The organism is Proteiniphilum sp. X52, from assembly GCF_003712195.1.
In the GTDB taxonomy this organism is placed as follows: Bacteria; Bacteroidota; Bacteroidia; order Bacteroidales; family Dysgonomonadaceae; genus Proteiniphilum.
Genome location: NZ_RDSD01000006.1, coordinates 57,934 through 75,945, shown reverse-complemented (window position 1 = coordinate 75,945; position 18,012 = coordinate 57,934). Strand labels below are relative to the sequence as shown.

Annotated in this window: 13 protein-coding genes; 7 read left to right on the top strand and 6 right to left on the bottom strand. The window is 44.1% G+C overall.

What is annotated here, in order from left to right:
* The first annotated feature begins 1 nt into the window (after position 1).
* Entirely contained in the window at positions 2 to 1,018 is a 1,017-nt protein-coding gene (locus D7D25_RS06820) for a DUF4961 domain-containing protein (protein WP_122968233.1), read from the top strand.
* 91 nt (positions 1,019 to 1,109) lie between these two features.
* Here D7D25_RS06820 and D7D25_RS06815 read toward each other — a convergent pair whose 3' ends face one another.
* Entirely contained in the window at positions 1,110 to 2,708 is a 1,599-nt protein-coding gene (locus D7D25_RS06815) for a DUF6377 domain-containing protein (RefSeq protein ID WP_122968232.1), read from the bottom strand.
* A gap of 297 nt (positions 2,709 to 3,005) precedes the next feature.
* Between D7D25_RS06815 and D7D25_RS06810 the strand changes: the two genes are divergently transcribed.
* Entirely contained in the window at positions 3,006 to 3,620 is a 615-nt protein-coding gene (locus D7D25_RS06810; protein WP_148038874.1) for a DUF4230 domain-containing protein, read from the top strand.
* Between the two features lie 137 nt (positions 3,621 to 3,757).
* A complete protein-coding gene (locus D7D25_RS06805; protein ID WP_148038873.1) occupies positions 3,758 to 4,273 on the top strand; it encodes a hypothetical protein in 516 nt (171 codons plus the stop codon).
* On the opposite strand, the gene D7D25_RS06800 is transcribed toward D7D25_RS06805, so the two are convergent.
* Together D7D25_RS06800 and D7D25_RS06795 are read right to left on the bottom strand one after the other, a co-directional pair.
* Positions 4,251 to 4,808 carry a GNAT family N-acetyltransferase gene (locus tag D7D25_RS06800; RefSeq protein ID WP_122968229.1) on the bottom strand — a complete coding sequence of 186 codons (558 nt, stop codon included), beginning with the start codon at positions 4,806 to 4,808 and terminating at the stop codon, positions 4,251 to 4,253. The two genes, D7D25_RS06805 and D7D25_RS06800, sit on opposite strands and share 23 nt — an antisense overlap.
* 89 nt (positions 4,809 to 4,897) lie before the next feature.
* The gene (locus D7D25_RS06795) at positions 4,898 to 5,620 is read right to left on the bottom strand and encodes a DsbA family protein (protein WP_122968228.1); all 723 of its coding nucleotides are present in this window, start codon (positions 5,618 to 5,620) and stop codon (positions 4,898 to 4,900) included.
* 314 nt (positions 5,621 to 5,934) lie between these two features.
* Here D7D25_RS06795 and D7D25_RS06790 point away from each other — a divergent pair, with 314 nt between their 5' ends.
* The 4 genes from D7D25_RS06790 (at position 5,935) to D7D25_RS06775 (ending at position 13,347) form a co-directional block, all read left to right on the top strand.
* Positions 5,935 to 6,525, top strand: coding sequence for an RNA polymerase sigma-70 factor (locus D7D25_RS06790; protein ID WP_122968227.1), 591 nt, complete (start codon positions 5,935 to 5,937; stop codon positions 6,523 to 6,525).
* A gap of 522 nt (positions 6,526 to 7,047) precedes the next feature.
* Positions 7,048 to 8,073 (top strand): FecR family protein, encoded by a 1,026-nt coding sequence (locus D7D25_RS06785; RefSeq protein ID WP_122968226.1) that lies wholly within the window; start codon positions 7,048 to 7,050, stop codon positions 8,071 to 8,073.
* Positions 8,074 to 8,350: 277 nt separating this feature from the next.
* Positions 8,351 to 11,728, top strand: a complete 3,378-nt coding sequence (locus tag D7D25_RS06780; RefSeq protein ID WP_255417218.1) for a SusC/RagA family TonB-linked outer membrane protein — start codon at positions 8,351 to 8,353, stop codon at positions 11,726 to 11,728.
* A 26-nt stretch (positions 11,729 to 11,754) separates the two neighbouring features.
* Positions 11,755 to 13,347: a RagB/SusD family nutrient uptake outer membrane protein gene (locus tag D7D25_RS06775; protein ID WP_122968224.1), complete on the top strand. Its 1,593-nt coding sequence runs from the start codon at positions 11,755 to 11,757 to the stop codon at positions 13,345 to 13,347.
* 91 nt (positions 13,348 to 13,438) lie between these two features.
* Here the strand turns inward: D7D25_RS06775 and D7D25_RS06770 are convergent, their stop codons facing one another.
* The 3 genes from D7D25_RS06770 to D7D25_RS06755 all read right to left on the bottom strand — a co-directional run bounded on the left by D7D25_RS06770 (position 13,439) and on the right by D7D25_RS06755 (position 18,001).
* On the bottom strand, positions 13,439 to 15,985 hold the full coding sequence (locus tag D7D25_RS06770) for an ATP-dependent Clp protease ATP-binding subunit (RefSeq protein ID WP_122968223.1): 2,547 nt from the start codon (positions 15,983 to 15,985) through the stop codon (positions 13,439 to 13,441).
* A gap of 218 nt (positions 15,986 to 16,203) precedes the next feature.
* On the bottom strand, positions 16,204 to 17,331 hold the full coding sequence (locus tag D7D25_RS06765; protein WP_122968222.1) for an AI-2E family transporter: 1,128 nt from the start codon (positions 17,329 to 17,331) through the stop codon (positions 16,204 to 16,206).
* A 439-nt stretch (positions 17,332 to 17,770) separates the two neighbouring features.
* Positions 17,771 to 18,001: a putative signal transducing protein gene (locus D7D25_RS06755; RefSeq protein ID WP_122968220.1), complete on the bottom strand. Its 231-nt coding sequence runs from the start codon at positions 17,999 to 18,001 to the stop codon at positions 17,771 to 17,773.
* Positions 18,002 to 18,012 lie beyond the last annotated feature (11 nt).

Sequence of the window (18,012 nt, the reverse complement as noted above, 5' to 3'; positions counted from 1 at the left end):
TATGCAATACATAAAAAAATATAAATACTATTTATCATTGGTGGCAGTGTTATTCCTTGTTGCCACCTGCATGACCATTGAAGAGATCATTCACCCCGACAATGCCCAGGTTGACAGTGATATCAATATAACAGTAAAGATAAAAATCATTGCCGAAACCGATGGTAACAGTAAGTTGGCATTTGGTATATTAATGCCTAAAGCTTGGAATGTGAGAGACAATGCTATGCTGACTCTTACCACTGACGCGGCATTTGCCGGGAATAAGGTTACCAACGAACCCATGGTACTGATGAGTGCCACAGACACAAATCCAACGGATGGAATGCCATGGGCATCTTCTTTCCAGAGCCGTATGGGTGTACTTGGCAATACAGGCCCGATGGAATGGGTCGTGTTTAAATCGGCTACCACTTTCCAAATCAATGATAACATCGCAGACCAAAAAACCGTAGTGGGTTCTGTGAACATAAAACTTCATACAGGTCCGCGTGCCGTGAGGTTCTATGCGGGGTATACATTCTGTGGTGAAGCATTTGGATTCCACAATGAAAAATACCCCGATGAGGATGTGGTAGAAGCTAAACTTCTGGAAGTTACCGGTGGTGATGAGCCTCAAATGGACTTCACTTCTGACCCCGCGGTATCTTTCGTTCCTGCCACTTTCGGTTTCGGTGATATATTTTCCATCCGCTATAACGAACCGAACTACGTGACCGAAGGTGGTCTGAAAGATGGCGATGTTCATCTGTATGCAAAGGTACAGTACCTGGAAGGTGGAGTAGAGAAAGAAAAGATCGTGGACGAGATTTCCGATAAAACTCTTATGGAATCACTGGGTGATCTGGGCGCAGTGACCTCTTTCCAGAAGTACATTTACCCGAGAGAATTCTTTGGCTTATCCAAAGATGCAGATATATCGGGCATTCAGGTTCATTTCACAAATAAGGATAAAAGTGTGGTTATATTGGATAACGAAACGGATGATGATTTTGTGATAGAGGAAAGCTGTGAGTAGGGGAGATCTCTGAATTGATTAACTTAACCCGGTTCTTTGGATATTTTCCTTTTAAAAAGGAATGCCAAAGAACCGGGAAAATATCCTTCTTTTAAGATATACTCCCGATCCTGATGATCATTTCTTCAAATTGATCACCCCCAGCCAGGGCTTTTCCCTTTACTTTGCTTTTATAGTTGTAAACAGTCTGCACCGAGTAGTGCAGAAAGTCGGCGATCTGCTTCATGTCTGTGATCCCTAATTTGATCAAAGCGAATATACGAAGTTCATTGTTTAACTCTCCTCTTTCGGGATAATATTGTTCATCACGCCTGAGCAGAGAGTTGAATTCCGAAACAAAGTTGGGGTAAAGTGCCAGAAAAGTCTTGTCGAAATTGGCATGTAATTCGCATATATCTTTCTCCAATTCATCCGTGGATAATTTAAATAGATTGTTTATCTGTCCCGTTTTTATATTCAGGTTCACATTTTTCCGATACTTGTGAAGTTTATTGACATAGATAGAACACTGGTTCATAAAGTACCCGATATAGTGTTCTTTCACGGTATTGGCTTCATCCAGCTTCCGGTTCAACTGCAGAAGATCTTCGTTCATTATTCTAAGCTCCTTCCGGGCTTTTGAAACGGCCTTGACCTGTAGATACAGATAAAATAAGGTAATGATCAGGAGCAGTGCGAATAGACTGGTAATGATTGAGAAGGTCTTTAAATTTTTCTGTTGAGAATAAATCTTTTGCAGATAGGTGTCTTCAATGATGGGTTGCACCCGCGCGATAACGGAGTTTTTGAATCTTGCATTATAAAACAGCGCATCATCCAATGCGATCCTTATGTACTCGTATGCCCTGTCAATATCCCCCATTTCATACAGGTTTATGGCTAAAGAGAGCAACGCTTCATTTTCTTTTACGGCCAATTCTATGTCGGTGATCGCTGCGATAATCAGATAATAATTTTCAAGTTCTTTTTTACCTGAGTGGCGGTATAATTTGGCGAGATTCATTGCAGCCATTGCATAACCGTGTGTTTCAGATGTCTGATTATGAAAGATGGGCAACAACAATTTTTCCGCCTCTGAAAACTGCCTTTCTTCCTGAAGCTTATGGGCTAATTCTTTTTTATACTCTTCCGATCCTTTGTCTAACAACCCCATTACCTTGTCTCTATAGCATTCCTTTTGTTTTTCATATACCAGCGAGTGGTTTGCATCGGAAGTATAGAATATAAGACTCTCAAAATATCGAATAGAATTCCAACAATACCATAACTTGTCTTTGTCTGACATGCTTTCATAATCAAGAGAGTCGAAAAGTGCAGAAGCTTCCAGAAACAAACCCGACAGTGAATATATATAGGATAAGCGCAACAGATTCTCCACAATGATATCTTGGTCATCCAGTTCGTTCGCAAGAGATAGATTCTCTTTGATATAAAACTCTGCGGAGTCACAAATGAAGCTATTGTATTGTTGGATAATTTTCGAGTTGATATTGATTATATCGTTCGTATCGACCAGTAGTTGTTTTCTCCTCTTCAATTCCTGGATCTTATCTTCCCTTATCTTTGTGTATCCGGATCGCTCTGAAATAACCTTGTCCAGCAATTTTAGCAGGGAATCGTTTTCACTTTCCACGCTGAAAATGGCCGTGGGGAAAATAGTCAATAAAAATATGATATACGCAAGCCTCATAGTAAATAATCTCTGCGGTTGATCCAGTAATTTGCTTTTAAGAACTCATTCATGACCTTATCCTGGCGGTTGTAACCGTAATGTACAAATATATATACAATTTTGTGGTCTATGGCCATATTTAATATAATATTCTCATTTTAATTACTATTTTTGTATTACCTTGGTGAGTCGCCTTGATAGAACAGGTTCAGTCTGTTGGTGAAATGAAAGTCATTAGTCCTCCCATAGGATGAATTTGGAAATGCTGTGTCGGGTATATGATAGTGATGTGTGAGCAATGACAAATTTATAGTAGTGAGTACGAAAATAAGGATCAATATATTGACGGTCTTCTTCTTCGTTCTCTCGGTTATTTTATCGCTCTTGCTGCTGGCAGGGAATAAAAGGGCTGGGAAAGAGAGAGGATACGACAGTTCCTCGGTGATGAATCGTATTTCCTATATACAGGAGCTGGCATTGGTCAGGTATAACTATACGGGAGTGATCAGTTATAAAGACTACCGTAAGTTCTTAAATATCAATGTGCCGCTGACCGACAAATATTTTTTGCTGAAATATAACGGATATATTAAGGCAGGAGTGGATTTTAACCGGATAAATGTGACTGTGGATAACGACACCACTATTCACATCTCGCTTCCTAAACCCAAAATACTGGATACGGTGATTGATGAAAAATCAATACAGGTGTACAATGAAAGCGAGAATGCGTTTAATCCCATTAAAATATCGGATTACAACGAGGCGATTTCACGGGAGAAAGATGTGATGATCCGTGATGCCGTTGGACAGGGTATCTACAGGCAAGCGACCGATGAAGCGAGGATTGCCATCACTTCGCTTTTGAGAGAGATGGGTTTTAAAGATATCCATATCACGGAAGAACTGGTCATGCCACAACTGAACTAATGTGCCCACCCCGACCAGTCGGGGCAGACAACCTTCAACGGAGTGAGGCATGGTTAAATGCGCCAAGAGACGAATATATAAATTTACAAATGGGTCTTGAATCTTGGTTCTTGGCCCGTGATTCTAATTTTAATCGTATGAGATTCACATTCAGGTTATACTTATACTGGGTATCCATTTTCCTGGTTTTTTACGTTGGGATTATCGTAGTCGTCGCTTTCTTATGGAGCGTGGAGGTCAATCTCTGGCAGGCGGCGTTAGTGTTTTTTATTGTCGGTATGATCCCTCCCGCGATCATCACATATTATTTCTCAAAACGGCTCGATTATATGGAATCGGATGATCCTGAGCCTCCCTCTTTTTCCGGTCAGAAGACAGTGCTGTTTCACTTTAACGGACGGACAGAATGCCCTTTCGATGAGGTGATGCAGCGGATCGACCGCCAATGGATCATCTCTTATTCCGACAGGAAAAAGAACATCCTGAAATTCAGGACAGACGCGCGAATGACCTCATGGGGATTAGGGGGATACCTGAAGATGGAAGATAAAGAAAAAATCCTGGTCATCATTTATCCTATCTATCCACGATCAAAAAGAGAAAAACTGATGGTGGATCAATTGCTGCAACTTATGAAATCGGTGCTTGGTTGAAAGGATAACCTTCACAGTAACGGATCACTTCCTCATTCACAAACCCGACAAAATCATTGTGCTGTTCTTTGGTGATCATGTTCGGATAACTTAGTATAAGCAGCTCCTGTGGTTCTGCCTCAAGCCGGTAGGGGAGGTGCGTAAAGCGATAGGGAGTGAGCGTGTAACCTGCCCGTTCATAGAACTGTAAGCGGCGCACCGATAATTCATTGCTGAGGGGATCGATTTCGAGGATGATGGTGTGCTGCGAATCACGCAAATATTTCAACATCCGGGATCCGAAGCTTTGTCCTCTAAGCTCAGGGTTAACCGCAAGGTACTCCAGATAGCGATAGGAATCCCATTCCCAGAAAAATATCAACCCTATCAACTCCTCTCCTTCCCATGCCGATAAGGGAAAGAATCGATCATCCGCGTATGCGCGCAGATGATCCTCCTTTTTTCGTCTCTCCGCTAACGGAAAACTCTCTTCATACAATTTCCAAACTCTGTCCCAGCGCGCTCTATCGTTGAGATCGATCCGCAAATATTCCATTTATACGCTTCATTGAAAAGTTAGTGAAGACCTGCAGGTCTTGTTCCATTGTGTGCAAAGATACCATAATCCTTTCAAACATGAAAAAATTAAATCTCGCACATCCCGTCCGCGTCACATGACTTGCCTCTGGTCACTTCCGGTCCCGGCGAAGCATCCTTTTCCGTCCTGTTTTTCCAGTCACTATATGCTTTGTTCAGCACTTTTACAAACAGATCTACCGGTTCCGAGCCTATAATGGCCTGGCGCCTGTCCATCAGAAAGGTGGGCACGGTATCGAACCCCAGATTGGCCGCTTCCTGCATATCTTGCTTTATTTCATAGAGATAGTCGTTGCTGTCCAACATGCGGCGTATCTCTCCTTCCTCCAAACCCGCCTCTTTCCCGATAGAGACAAGCAACTTCCAGTCGCTGTAATCCTTGGCCTCTTCGAAATAAGCTTTCGACAGTTTTCCCAGGACAACGGAATCCAGTTTCTTTTCTGCTGCCAGTTTGATTAATCGGTGCGCGTCACGCGTGTTGGCGGCAATTGCGTTGGGGAGAGCGAATGGAATACCTGCCTCGTCGGCCAGCCGTTTGATTCCGGCAATCATATTGTCCACATTTTCTTCAGAATATCCCGCCATTTCCGTCAAGTATTGCTTGACAGGGATGCCCTTTCCTTTGTCCGGAAGGTCGGGGTTGAGCTGATATGCTTTCCATTCGAGAGTCACTTCATTGGCATGGTCGAACCGCCGGAGTGCCTTCTCATAATGTATTTTGCCGATATGGCAATAGGGACACATGATATCTGTCCATACTTCTATCTTCATTTTAATCTTGTGTTATCGTTGCCGTGATTAAAGTAAACAAGTTTTCCGTTGTTTTGTTTAACAGTTTGCATCTGTTTATCCATATCAGGTTTTTCGTGAAGCGGCATACAGAAGATGAATTTTCTTGTTTAAGGTGAACTTGCCGGAGATGACTTTTATTTTTTATACTTTTGAGGATCGTTTTAAATCGATGTGAATGCTTACGGCAGACTGTTTAAACCGGTTTGACAGGAAATACCCCAGGACAGTCTCGTGCCTGATGCCTGTAACAGCAATGAAAGTTCGCCTTTGGTGGATATCTTTAGAATTCCGAAATGAAAAAGAAAAAAGAAAATCAAGGTGTTTTTACAGAATATTTTAAAGCTTTTTACCTCCAATATGCCGGAGACCTGGTCTTTTTTGCCCGGCAGTTTGTGGATGCCCATGCGGCGGAGGATATTGTGCACGATATTTTCCTTAAGATATGGGATAGAAGGTCGACGGTCATTGTGGAAGAAAATATCGGGAATTACCTTTTGTCTATGGTTCAACATGCCTGTTACGATTATTTGAAACATCAACAGGTGGAAGACACTTTCATGAACAAAGCCATTCGACAGATGAAGCTCGACGAACTAAAATATTACGAATCGCCGAAAGACTACTTATGGGATAAAGACAAAATAGAAGCGGTGTATGCTTCCATTGAAAAACTACCGTCCAAACGCAGGGAGATTTTTAAGAAGGCCTATCTCGAGGAAAAAAAGCATACCGACATTGCCCAAGAATTGGATATTTCGGTCAGAACGGTAGAGACGCAGGTCTATAAAGCCCTGAAATTTCTTCGGGATAGTCTGATTGTTTTTCTCTTCCTTTCCTTTTTTGATATCAAATTTTCACTTTTCACACGATTATTTTTTTTATAGTTCTGATATGCCCGTTCCCAAGTGTGTGACCGGAGATATCGTCAGTCGAAAGATTTAGTTGCCATTGCACGACTTGCGAAAGTTCAGTTTTTTAATATAAGAGTCTGCCCCGAAATCCCTAAAACCCGATTTTACAGGTTTCCAACTCATTGAAAATCAATGGTTGTTTTGAGGGAAATTTGAGTAAAAAAGACTTTTTTGAGGGGACTCATATAAGAATTTTTCAAAAACAATACGTAGTTCACCTTTAACAATCGTATATATAATATAACCAGTGCAAGTTTCGCATGCAAGTTTGAAATGTATGCGACTAAGGCGGAGGGCCTTAGTTCCATCATACCGCTTACTTTTCTATGATACCCCGTCCGCTTGCGGTGGGGAGATTCATTTGACACAATTCAATGACTTGGACTATTCATCTGTTTTGGCAAGGCGACCGGTGATAGATTTAGACCAAGAAACATGTGGATTTCCGGTGGGTTATGACGAAAGAACAAATAGCTCGACAAAAAGATATAACCAATGAATGAAGACGTTCCGGCAATAGTAGTACGTGTGCTTCAAGGGAACCAGACTGAAGACGATATGCGGGTTTTCCTGCGATGGTATCATGCTTCGCGGGAAAATAAAGATATCTTCTTCCAATTAAAACATATTTATGAGCTTCGTAAAGGAGCGAGAAAACCTGATGCAATGGAAATGGAGGCAAGTTGGGATCGTTTAAGGGAAAAACTTAAGCAACAACCCGCAACACATATTTCATCATTAGAAACAAATCAGGGGAAGCGTTATGTCAGCCTCGTCCGGTACGCGGGAGTGGCTGCGGTTGCTATTTTGCTGATGGTTGTCGGACTCCGTTTCTTTTACAAGGGGCATGATCAGATAGTATGGGTTGAAGTCAGAACCGGACCCAAAAGTGAGCCGCAAACCATCCGGTTATCGGATGGATCGTTAGTTCGGTTGAATGCTTCTTCCCGGTTCCGGTATCCGGAAAAGTTTGGTGGAAGGGAGAGGGAGGTATATCTGGATGGGGAAGCTTATTTCAGTATAACCAAAGATGAGCGGCATGATTTTATCGTTCATGCCGATAAACAGCGGATCAATGTGTTGGGAACCGAATTCAACGTTCTCGGATATTCCGCCGATCCCTATGCAATTACTACGCTGGTGAACGGAAAAGTGAAATTAAGGACATATGATGACGAAGGCAACCTGAAAAATGAAATTATGATGTATCCGGATCAGCAGATCTATTTTGACAAGCAGTCTTATCAAACGACGCTGTCGGAAGTAAATACATTCGACGCCACATCATGGATGAAAGGTGTTTATTCTTTCAGAGACGCTCCATTGGAGGAAATAGCCCGTCGTTTGGAGAAGATATACGGTGTTACCATTATTATTCCGGATGAAGTGGACAGGAAGGAACAATATACGGGAAAGTTCTTTGCCCGTCAGACGAAGGAGGAGATTGCCAATGTCCTCAATTTCAAAAGACAATTCAGGTTACAGCTCAGTGATGATACCATCTTTCTTCAGAGAAGATGATCAGCATAATTCAAGATAGATTAATAACTTATAAAAAACAAATGCCTATGAGAGAACCCTGAAATAATAAGTAAAGCCGGGAGACCGCGCCAACAGTATCCCGGCCCATGATTCGTCTTCAATTAAATTAAATCACCTCTATTGTCTCACAAGCAACAGTGGATTACTATTTTTTAATTCATCAAAAACGCACTATTTCTTGCCATGGCATAGCTCAAGCAAGCTTGGCTCTGCTCATTTGGCTTAACGAAATAGTTCATCAAAAACATGCAAAGATATGAATAAATTAACAGACTCCCACAGACTTATATGGAGAAAAAGACCTTTAACCGTGATGTTCATTTTTGTCTTTCTGATTACCGGGAATTTTAATGGTTTTGCCGGTGATCATGCCCGAAATGAAAAACTATCGGTGAAGATGCGGCAGGCAACCTTTGACGAGATTGTTTCCGCTATTGAGAATCAGTCCGATTACGTGTTTTTTTATAAAAGCAGTGATGTGGACCGCAACATTCACTATGATGTGGACCTGGAAAACCGGAATATCCATGAGATACTGGATCAGTTAATGGAAAATTCCTCTCTTACTTATAGAATATCCGGAAAGTATATTTTCATCGATAAAAAAGACGTTGGAAAAGAGCAAGCGGATAAGGAGAACACCGTGCTCCAGCAGCAGAGAAAGCAGATCACCGGAAAAATAACCGACGCACAGGGAGAGCCCATTATCGGCGCTAATATTATTGAGCAGGGTACAAACAACGGTACCGTGACCGATATGGACGGTGATTTCTCCCTACAGGTGGAAAATAATGCGGTGATCCGTATCTCTTATATCGGTTATATAGAGCAGGAAATAAATACGGCCAATACAACCACCTTCAATATTACTTTGCGGGAAGATACTCAGGCATTGGACGAATTGGTGGTCGTGGGATATGGCGTTCAACGCAAATCCGACGTAACCGGTTCTATCTCTGTGTCCAGAGGTGAGGATATTTTAAGGCAACAATCATTCAGCGCGTTGGACGGATTGAAAGGAAAAGCTTCCGGTGTGAATGTGTTTTCCAATTCGGGCCAGCCGGGTGGTGCTTCTCGTGTCGTGATTCGCGGCACCGGAACCATCAACGCAAGTACCGATCCGCTTTATATCGTGGATGGTGTGGCGATGGAGAACTTCCAGTACATGAACCCCAACGATATTGAAAGGATTGAGGTGCTGAAAGACGCTTCTTCGGCAGCGATTTACGGGGCACGCGGTGCCAACGGTGTGATCCTTGTCACCACCAAGCGTGGATTGAGAGGCACGGGAGTCAGGGTCGGCTACGACGGTTCGGTTGGTGTGGGTACCATGGCAAGCTATATGGATGTGATGAATGCTTCCGAATGGATTGAAGCTTTCATGATCGGTCAGGAAAATGCCAATAAATACCAGGGCAAGAATTATTCGCTCAACAAGACTGATTACTTTACTGATCCCAACTTGTTTGATGCCAATGGTAATCCGCTGTATGATACCGACTGGCAAAGAGAGGCAACCCGCACCACCTTGTCGCACAACCACCAGTTGAGTATACAACAAGGGAATGAATTTTCATCCATCGGGGCATTCCTTAATTATTCCGATTATCAGGGTCTGATGCTGAATTCCTATCAGAAGCGTGTGAATGCGAAACTTACCTATGATGCTGACCCCACTCCATGGTTGTCCACTTCCGTAAGTTTGTTCGTGAACCATACATGGGGAAATGAAGCCGAGGAAGATGGCGGTCACCAGATGCCTCGCCGTTCCATGATAGAAATGGTGCCCTGGATGCCTGTTCAATTTCCCGACGGAAGATGGTCAAACTCCACCACAGTGAGTGATGCGTTGGGGCTGGAAGGAATGGCGAATCCGGTTCACGTTCTGGAAACACAGGAACGCAGGCGGGAACGTACACAAATCTTTGGTAATACCGAGCTTACATTCCATCTGGCTCCGGGGTTGGATCTGCAGACTCGTTTGGGGATCACAAAGTATATGAACCATTACCGTAATTATTCTCCTACCGATCTTGCCAACATCTCTTTCCCGAACGGAAATGCATGGATCGAGAATCAACATACCCTCTTCTGGCAGGAAGAGACTTTCCTTACCTACATGAATTCATTTGATAAGCACCGTGTCAACGCTATGTTGGGTTTATCATGGCAGGAAAGAATTTACCGATGGAACCGCGGTGAGACCGAAGGCTTCACGGATGACTTCTACGGAAATAACAATATGGGAGTAGGGACGTTGCCGAAGAATCCCACGTCGGGTTACTCGAGTTGGGCAATGAATTCTTATTTCCTGAGGGCTTCCTATACCTATGACGATAAATATTCGGCCACGGTAACCGGACGCGCGGACGGTTCATCGCGTTTCGGCGCAAACAATAAATATGCATTCTTCCCTTCCGCCGGTCTGGCATGGGTGGTGTCGAACGAGGATTTCTTCAATACCGGTATTGTCAACAACCTTAAATTCCATACCAGCTACGGTATTACCGGTAACTCTGAGATCGGGACCTATGAGTCTTTGGCTATGATGGGGAGTGGTAACGTGTTTATTAATGACGGCCGTCAAAGTGCCGCATGGCCGGGCCGTTTGGCTAATCCCGACCTGAAGTGGGAGAAGACCCATCAGTTCGACATAGGTGTTGATTTCGGCATGTTCAACAATCGCCTGAATCTCGAAGTGTCGTATTATAATAAACAGACGAAAGACCTCATTCTGCCGCGCCCCGTTCCCCGTACTACCGGTTTCGATGCTGTAACCGACAATATGGGACAGATCACCAACCGTGGTGTCGATCTCTTGATCAACTCTACCAATATCTCTACCGGCGACTTCACCTGGGGAACCACATTGAACCTGAATTACAACAAAAACAGGATCGATGCCTTGGGTGAAAATAATGAAGATGTATTTGCCGGTCCCAGCTGGGTATCCGGATATCAGACCATCTTCCGTGTAGGTGAGCCTTTGGCGGCTTTCTGGGGATACGAAAGATTGGGTTACTGGACTGAGGAAGACCGGGACGCGGGTTTGATCCCCAGCGGTCAGATCGTGGGGCAGGCCAAACGTTCTTCTGAAAAGAAAATTCTTGGCAAGGGTATGCCCGACTTTATGGGTAGTTTCATCAATAATTTCAGTTATAAGAATTTTGATTTGACTGTGGACTTCCAGTTTGTATATGGTGTGGAAGTATTGCAACAATTTACCCACTCCACGGAAGACCGTTTCGGACTTACCAACGGTGAAAAATCTATTCTTTATGATGCATGGAGACCGGGTAAGACAGACGCCAAGACCCAGGCCATACGCAACGGAACGCGCGACGGACAAAGTTCGGAACTTGATTCTCGATGGGTGGCCGACGGTTCATACCTGCGCGCCAATCTGATCCAACTGGGATATACTTTCAAACCCAATGCGATCAAAGCGTTCAGCTCTCTTCGCATTTATGGTGGTGTGAACAACCTGTTTGTCATTCATGCGGACGACTTCCGGGGTTATGATCCTGAGGCCACATCGCAGTCGGGAGCCAACGCCAAGTTTGGTCAAAACATGTTCTTCTTCCAGTATCCTAAGCCAAGGACTTTCACATTGGGATTATCGGCGACATTTTAATAGAATCTTGTAAAAAATAAACGACAATGAAAATAAAGAATATATTTTTAAGTTTCATGCTCTTTTGTTTCGCATTTACATTCAATGCATGCGAAGGTTTTTTGGAAGAAAAGCCGAGAGAGAATATGGACCTTGGCCAGTTCTATAAGACTGCCAATCACGCCCGTTCCGGTGTCAATGCGTTATATAACACCGGTTTGATGACCTATTATGATGCGGGGGTGTATAATGGAGCAACCATTGCATGGGGACCCTATCTTTCAGGTTTGTATGACAATGAATACAAAGGACAGGAGGTAATCGTGCAGTACAGCCAGGAATTGACTATCAGCGCGTCTAATATCGCCAACCAAATGAATACACTGTGGGCTAACTGTTATACAGCAATTGCCCGAGCCAATACGGCATTGAAGTATATTCCGGGAATTGAAGACGTCAGTTTTGCTGCGGGCGAGAAAGAACGATTGATCGCACAGGCAAAATTTTTCCGTGCTTTCAACTATTTCCACTTGGTCAAGTTCTACGGTGATCTACCTCTGGTAACAGAACCTTATGAGTCGCTCGAGAACCTTTATATTCCGCGTGACCCCTCGTCCGCTGTGTATGCGCAGATCGAGCAGGATCTGAAAGACGCGATCCCGGTTTTGGCTGACGCGGCATTTGTTGATAATGGTTTCAGGATTACGAAAGCTACTGCGGAAACATTGTTGGCGAATGTGTATCTGCAAATGAGCGGTTACCCGTTGAACACCAACCGTTACGCGGATGCTGCCGCGGCGGCCAGAAGCGTTATTGATGCCGGAAAACATAGCCTGACACAGCATCGGGATAATGAGCCTGAGAATAGCGCATATAACATTCTCCGTACGGAGGATAACCTTAAGGAATATGTTTTCACCAGGGAGCGTTCAGCCACGATCTCTGATTACCAGAACCGTTGGGTGCAACTCTCTTTCCCCGTTTATGCCGCGGCTTGGGGAACTTTCAAATATACCCTGACCAACAATGCGATCCGGCCGATGCCCACATTGATCAATGCTTATGATCCGGTAAACGACCTTCGTATACAGGAAAGACAGTTCTTCTTCACCCAGTATCCGGATCAGAATGGGAATATGTCTCAATTTGAACAACCCTCTCCATGGTTTTATCTTGATGAGGAAGCCATGTTTGAAACAGGTATCAGTGGAAAAGATTTCCCTATCTACCGCTATGCCGAAGTGTTGCTGATCGCGGCTGAGGCTATCGCCCAGGCAGAAGGGGTGACCGCTGAGGCCGTGGGCTATCTGGCGGATGTGCGCGCCCGTGCATACACAACCAGGACCAGGACCCAGATTGTTTCTCAATTGAGCGCTCTTTCAAGGGAAGCTTTTATTGAACAGGTATGGGCTGAACGTATCCGTGAATTTAGTCTCGAGATGAAAATATGGGACGATATACAACGTACTCGTAAATATCCGGTAACGTCTGCAAACAATAAGGGCGTGGTAACGTTTATCGATGTGATCGGAGCAAAAAATCCCTGGGGTGCCACCTTCCAGGAAAAACATATGTTATGGCCTATTACACAGCAGGAGTTGCAGCGTAATCCTTCACTGAAACAAAATCCTGGCTATTGATTAGCTTTTCACAGAATAGCTTTTATCAAAAGAAAACCGGCGATAAAGGAATGTGATTGGATCACGTTTAAAAAAGAAAAAGTGGAATGTCCTATTCCACTTTTTCTTTTACATTTATGATCACTTTCTGGTTTTCATCGTCAAAATCTACCAGAACGGTTTCGCCTTCTTTCATCCCGGTGCGGATAATCATTTCTGCCATTTCGTCTTCGATGTATTTCTGGATAGCCCGTTTTAGCGGACGTGCTCCGAACTGTACGTCGTATCCTTTATTGGCAATAAACTCTTTCGCCGGCTCAGTAAGGACAACATTGTATCCGAGGTCTCCGACACGTTTGTAAAGGCCTTTCAACTCAAGATCGATAATCTTGTAGATCGACTCTTTGCTCAGCTGGTCGAACATCACGATATCGTCTACCCTGTTCAGAAATTCGGGTGCAAATGCCTTGTTCAGCGCTTTCTGGATGATGTTGCGCGAATATTCGGCATCAGTCACATCGTGATTGGTATTGAACCCGATACCACGGCCGAAATCTTTCAACTGCCGCGTTCCGATATTGGAGGTCATGATCAGGATTGTATTCTTGAAATCGATCTTCCGACCCAGGCTGTCGGTCACATGCCCTTCGTCCAGGATCTGAAGCAGGATATTGAACACGTCGGGATGCGCTTTTTCGATCTCGTCAAGCAACACTACGGAGTAGGGTCTGCGACGCACTTTTTCGGTAAGCTGTCCGCCCTCTTCATATCCCACATATCCCGGAGGTGCCCCAACGAGACGCGACACGTTGAATTTTTCCATGTATTCGCTCATGTCGATACGGATAAGGTTTTCAGCCGAGTCGAACAGGAATTCCGCCAGCTTCTTGGCCAAATGCGTTTTTCCCACCCCTGTCGGGCCGAGGAACATAAAAGTGCCGATGGGTTTGTTGGGATCTTTCAATCCTACCCGGTTGCGCTGGATGGCCTTTACAATCTTGTCCACCGCTTCATCCTGGCCGATCACTTTGCTCTTCAATTCATCCCGCATTTCCAACAGCCGCTGTCCTTCGGCCTGCGCTATACGTTGTACCGGAACACCGGAGATCATTGCCACTACTTCGGCGATCTTTTCTTCATCCACGATTTCCGGCTTCTCCTTGATCTCCTTCTGCCAGCGCTCTTCTTCTGCTTCGAGTGCCAGTAACAACTGACGTTGTTTGTCGCGATAGCTGGCTGCCAGCTCATATTTCTGCGCTTTTACCGCGTCGGTTTTCTGCTGTTCCACCTCTTTCAACTCCTCTTCGAGTTGTTCGATGGTCTTAGGTATCACTATATTGGAAATATGCACCCGGGCCCCGGCTTCATCGAGTGCATCGATTGCCTTGTCGGGAAAAGTGCGGTCGGAAACATAACGATCTGTCAGTTTCACGCATGCCTGCAGTGCCTCGTCGGTATAGCGCACATTATGATGCTCCTCATACCGCTCCTTGATATTTCGCAGTATCTGCAGCGTCTCTTCCGCGGTGGTGGGATCCACTATCACCTTCTGGAACCGGCGTTCCAATGCGCCGTCTTTCTCAATATTCTTCCTGTATTCATCCAGGGTCGTGGCTCCGATACATTGTATCTCACCCCGTGCCAGGGCAGGTTTCAACATATTGGCTGCATCCAGCGATCCGGCAGCGCCACCGGCACCCACAATAGTATGGATCTCATCGATAAAGAGGATGATGTTCGGATTTTTCGACAGTTCGTTCAATATTGCCTTGATGCGCTCTTCGAACTGGCCGCGGTATTTGGTTCCCGCAACGATCGACGCCATATCAAGGGCGATCACCCGTTTGTCGAACAGTGCGCGGGAGACTTTCTTCTGCGTGATACGCAATGCCAGTCCGTCCACAATGGCCGATTTACCCACACCGGGATCACCGATGAGTACCGGATTATTTTTCTTGCGGCGACTGAGGATCTGCGCAATGCGTTCAATCTCCTTTTCCCGCCCTACTACCGGATCGAGACGGTTTTCCAACGCGGCGCGGGTGATATCCGTCCCGAAATTATCGAGTACGGGAGTATCAGATCCACTGCTTTTTGTCTGCGAGGAGGAACTTTGACCTCCCGCAGGATTGAACGGATATTTTTCGTTCGCATCTTCGTCATCGTCGTCGGTGAAATTCGCTCCCGCAGAGGGTGATTGTTTCTCCCCATCTTCAGTCCGGTTGTCAAGAATGCTTTTTATATAGAGAAACGCACTTGAATAATCAAGCTGAAATTGTGTGAGGATATCATTTATCAATGTGCTTTTTTCTTTCAGCAGCGCCAACAGAATATGTTCGGAATCGGTCTCCCGACTCTTGGTAAGACGCGCTTCCAGAATACTCATTTTTAATGCTTTTTCCGTATTCTTATTAATTACGAGTTCATTGGCTCCATCATAAGGCTCCTGAGCAGCACGCACGTGCGAATCGATATAATCTTTCAGCACATGCAGATCGATATCGAAATCCTGGAGCACCTGAATAGCTAATCCGTCGCCATCGCGAAGGATGCCGAGCATAAGATGTTCAGGCCCTATATAATTGTTCTGGAGCCTGCCCGCTTCTTCCCGGCTGTATGCCATGATGTCTCTGACCCGTTGTGAAAAATTGCTGTCCATATAGTTTTATTCCCTTCTTTTGCTGTGTATCGATTACAAATATAGTCTTTTATTTTAAATCGAATAAAATATTTTGAGGGTCAGATAAAAAATTAATCACTCATTTATAAGACCGCTCCATATGGTATGGCAAAAACAGTGCCAAAGAATAACCTGTGGATATTATGATTTCGGTATGACCATTGACCCATTGATTGACCGGTCATTATTCATTTGTTTTACTCAGTCCCTTCTAAATTTCCCTTTTTCTTTTCGGGTTTGACCGATTCATACATCGGAATTTTCACCTTCCGGGATTTGATGCGTGTGGTAACACGGGGTTCTGCTTTTGATCCCGGTATGTATTCGTGCCGGAACATGTTGAATGTGAGTATGAAAAGCGAAAGAAGCAGCGGTCCGAAGATAACTCCCCAAAACCCGAACATGGGAATCCCTATAAGTACTCCGAATACGGTGATCAACGGATGGATGTCGGCCAGCTTTTTTTGCAGTAAGAAACGGGCCACATTATCCACGCCTCCAATAATAAACATACCATATATAAGCAATGCGATACCGTTCACATACTCTCCCCCCAGCAGCAGGGTGATCCCTAGTGGAACCCAGACAATCATGGTGCCTACGATAGGCAGGATGGTGGAAAAAGCGGTGAGAATGGCGTATAAAATCGCACTGTCTATGCCGAAAAAAAGATATCCCAGGTAGGCAAAAAAACCTTGGATAATTGCCAGAAGAGGTATTCCTACGGCGTTTGCCTGGATGATCATACGCGTTTCTTCGGCAAGGATCTGCTTATTCTCTTCCTTGAAGGGTAACACTTCACGGATAGCCGTTTCAAACTCGTCGTTATTGAAAAGCATGTAATACAATACGAAGAGAATGACAATGACATTGATGATGAACGAGTAGACACTGTTTCCAAGCATTTGCAGGATATTGGACCCTGCTCTCGGCAAGGCGGACAGATTTTCAGGAGTGAATATATTAAATCCCAGTCTTTCTTCTAACGTATCGACAAATTCGTTAAACCGTATCAGTATTGCTTCCGGGTTAATAGAAATTCCCGACACAGTATCAATTACCAGAAAAGTGAGTCCGGTGAGGGGGAGAAGGATAAAGAAAAGGACTTCCAACACGATGAGCAATGCACTGAGCGACTTTTTGAATTTAAGCTTTTGTGTGAAATATTTCTGTTGCCCGTTCACCAGCACATACAAGGTGGCTGCGCCCAGAAACCCGCTCATATAGGGACGGGTATACTTGAAAATGATCAGTCCTAACAGGATAAGAAATCCGATCAGGATATATTTATACCGTCTTTCTTTTTTTTCGTGCTCTATCGACATTGGAAATCCTATGAAATTTATAATATATCTCTGTTCTGTTAATAATCAACCCCTTTAAGGGTTCCCTCCCGGCTCAATCCTATTCAATCTTAGAAACTGTTTTGAATTTTACGAGTAATTATTTTATGCTTATTTTACGCTTATTTTCCACTCTTTCATATTGTTTTTTGCCCTTTTTCGCGCCTTTGAACTTTCATTTCTTTTAAGTGGCCCGCCACATTTCAATAAATCCAAATCCATCAAAAAATGGCTAAAAAACAATGGATGAAAAAATTCAAAACAGCTTCTTAAATCTTGAATCCCCTCCGAAAAGTCTTTTTTACCCAAATTTCTCTCAAAAAGACTATTGATTTTCAATGAGTTGAAAGCCTGTGAAATCGGTTTTGGGGATTTTCGGAGCAGACTCAATCTTGAATAGTTGAATAAAGATTACGGAAAATTATAGAAAATCTTCCGGTTTGGCAAATCCGCCTTCGATCAGAGCCTCTTTTGCCCTTTCATAATCGGAGTTTCTCACCTGCATCTCTATTTCTCCCAGGGTATAAGCCAGCCTGTTGGAGGTGAGATTCTTCATATAGGTCTCAATCCCTCTCATTTCCATGAATGATTGGACGATGGGCACATCGGCGGGGAAGGCAAATGTTTTCACCGTAATAAAATGTTCCTCCATAGATAAAATTT

Bases quoted from the DNA above. Each gene is read 5' to 3' on its own strand.
- D7D25_RS06820 (WP_122968233.1), top strand. From the start codon at position 2: ATGCAATACATAAAAAAATATAAATACTATTTATCATTGGTGGCAGTG.
- D7D25_RS06815 (WP_122968232.1), bottom strand. From the start codon at position 2,708: ATGAGGCTTGCGTATATCATATTTTTATTGACTATTTTCCCCACGGCC.
- D7D25_RS06805 (WP_148038873.1), top strand. From the start codon at position 3,758: ATGAGATTCACATTCAGGTTATACTTATACTGGGTATCCATTTTCCTG.
- D7D25_RS06800 (WP_122968229.1), bottom strand. From the start codon at position 4,808: ATGGAATATTTGCGGATCGATCTCAACGATAGAGCGCGCTGGGACAGA.
- D7D25_RS06795 (WP_122968228.1), bottom strand. From the start codon at position 5,620: ATGAAGATAGAAGTATGGACAGATATCATGTGTCCCTATTGCCATATC.
- D7D25_RS06790 (WP_122968227.1), top strand. From the start codon at position 5,935: ATGAAAAAGAAAAAAGAAAATCAAGGTGTTTTTACAGAATATTTTAAA.
- D7D25_RS06785 (WP_122968226.1), top strand. From the start codon at position 7,048: ATGAATGAAGACGTTCCGGCAATAGTAGTACGTGTGCTTCAAGGGAAC.
- D7D25_RS06780 (WP_255417218.1), top strand. From the start codon at position 8,351: ATGAATAAATTAACAGACTCCCACAGACTTATATGGAGAAAAAGACCT.
- D7D25_RS06775 (WP_122968224.1), top strand. From the start codon at position 11,755: ATGAAAATAAAGAATATATTTTTAAGTTTCATGCTCTTTTGTTTCGCA.
- D7D25_RS06770 (WP_122968223.1), bottom strand. From the start codon at position 15,985: ATGGACAGCAATTTTTCACAACGGGTCAGAGACATCATGGCATACAGC.
- D7D25_RS06765 (WP_122968222.1), bottom strand. From the start codon at position 17,331: ATGTCGATAGAGCACGAAAAAAAAGAAAGACGGTATAAATATATCCTG.
- D7D25_RS06755 (WP_122968220.1), bottom strand. From the start codon at position 18,001: ATGGAGGAACATTTTATTACGGTGAAAACATTTGCCTTCCCCGCCGAT.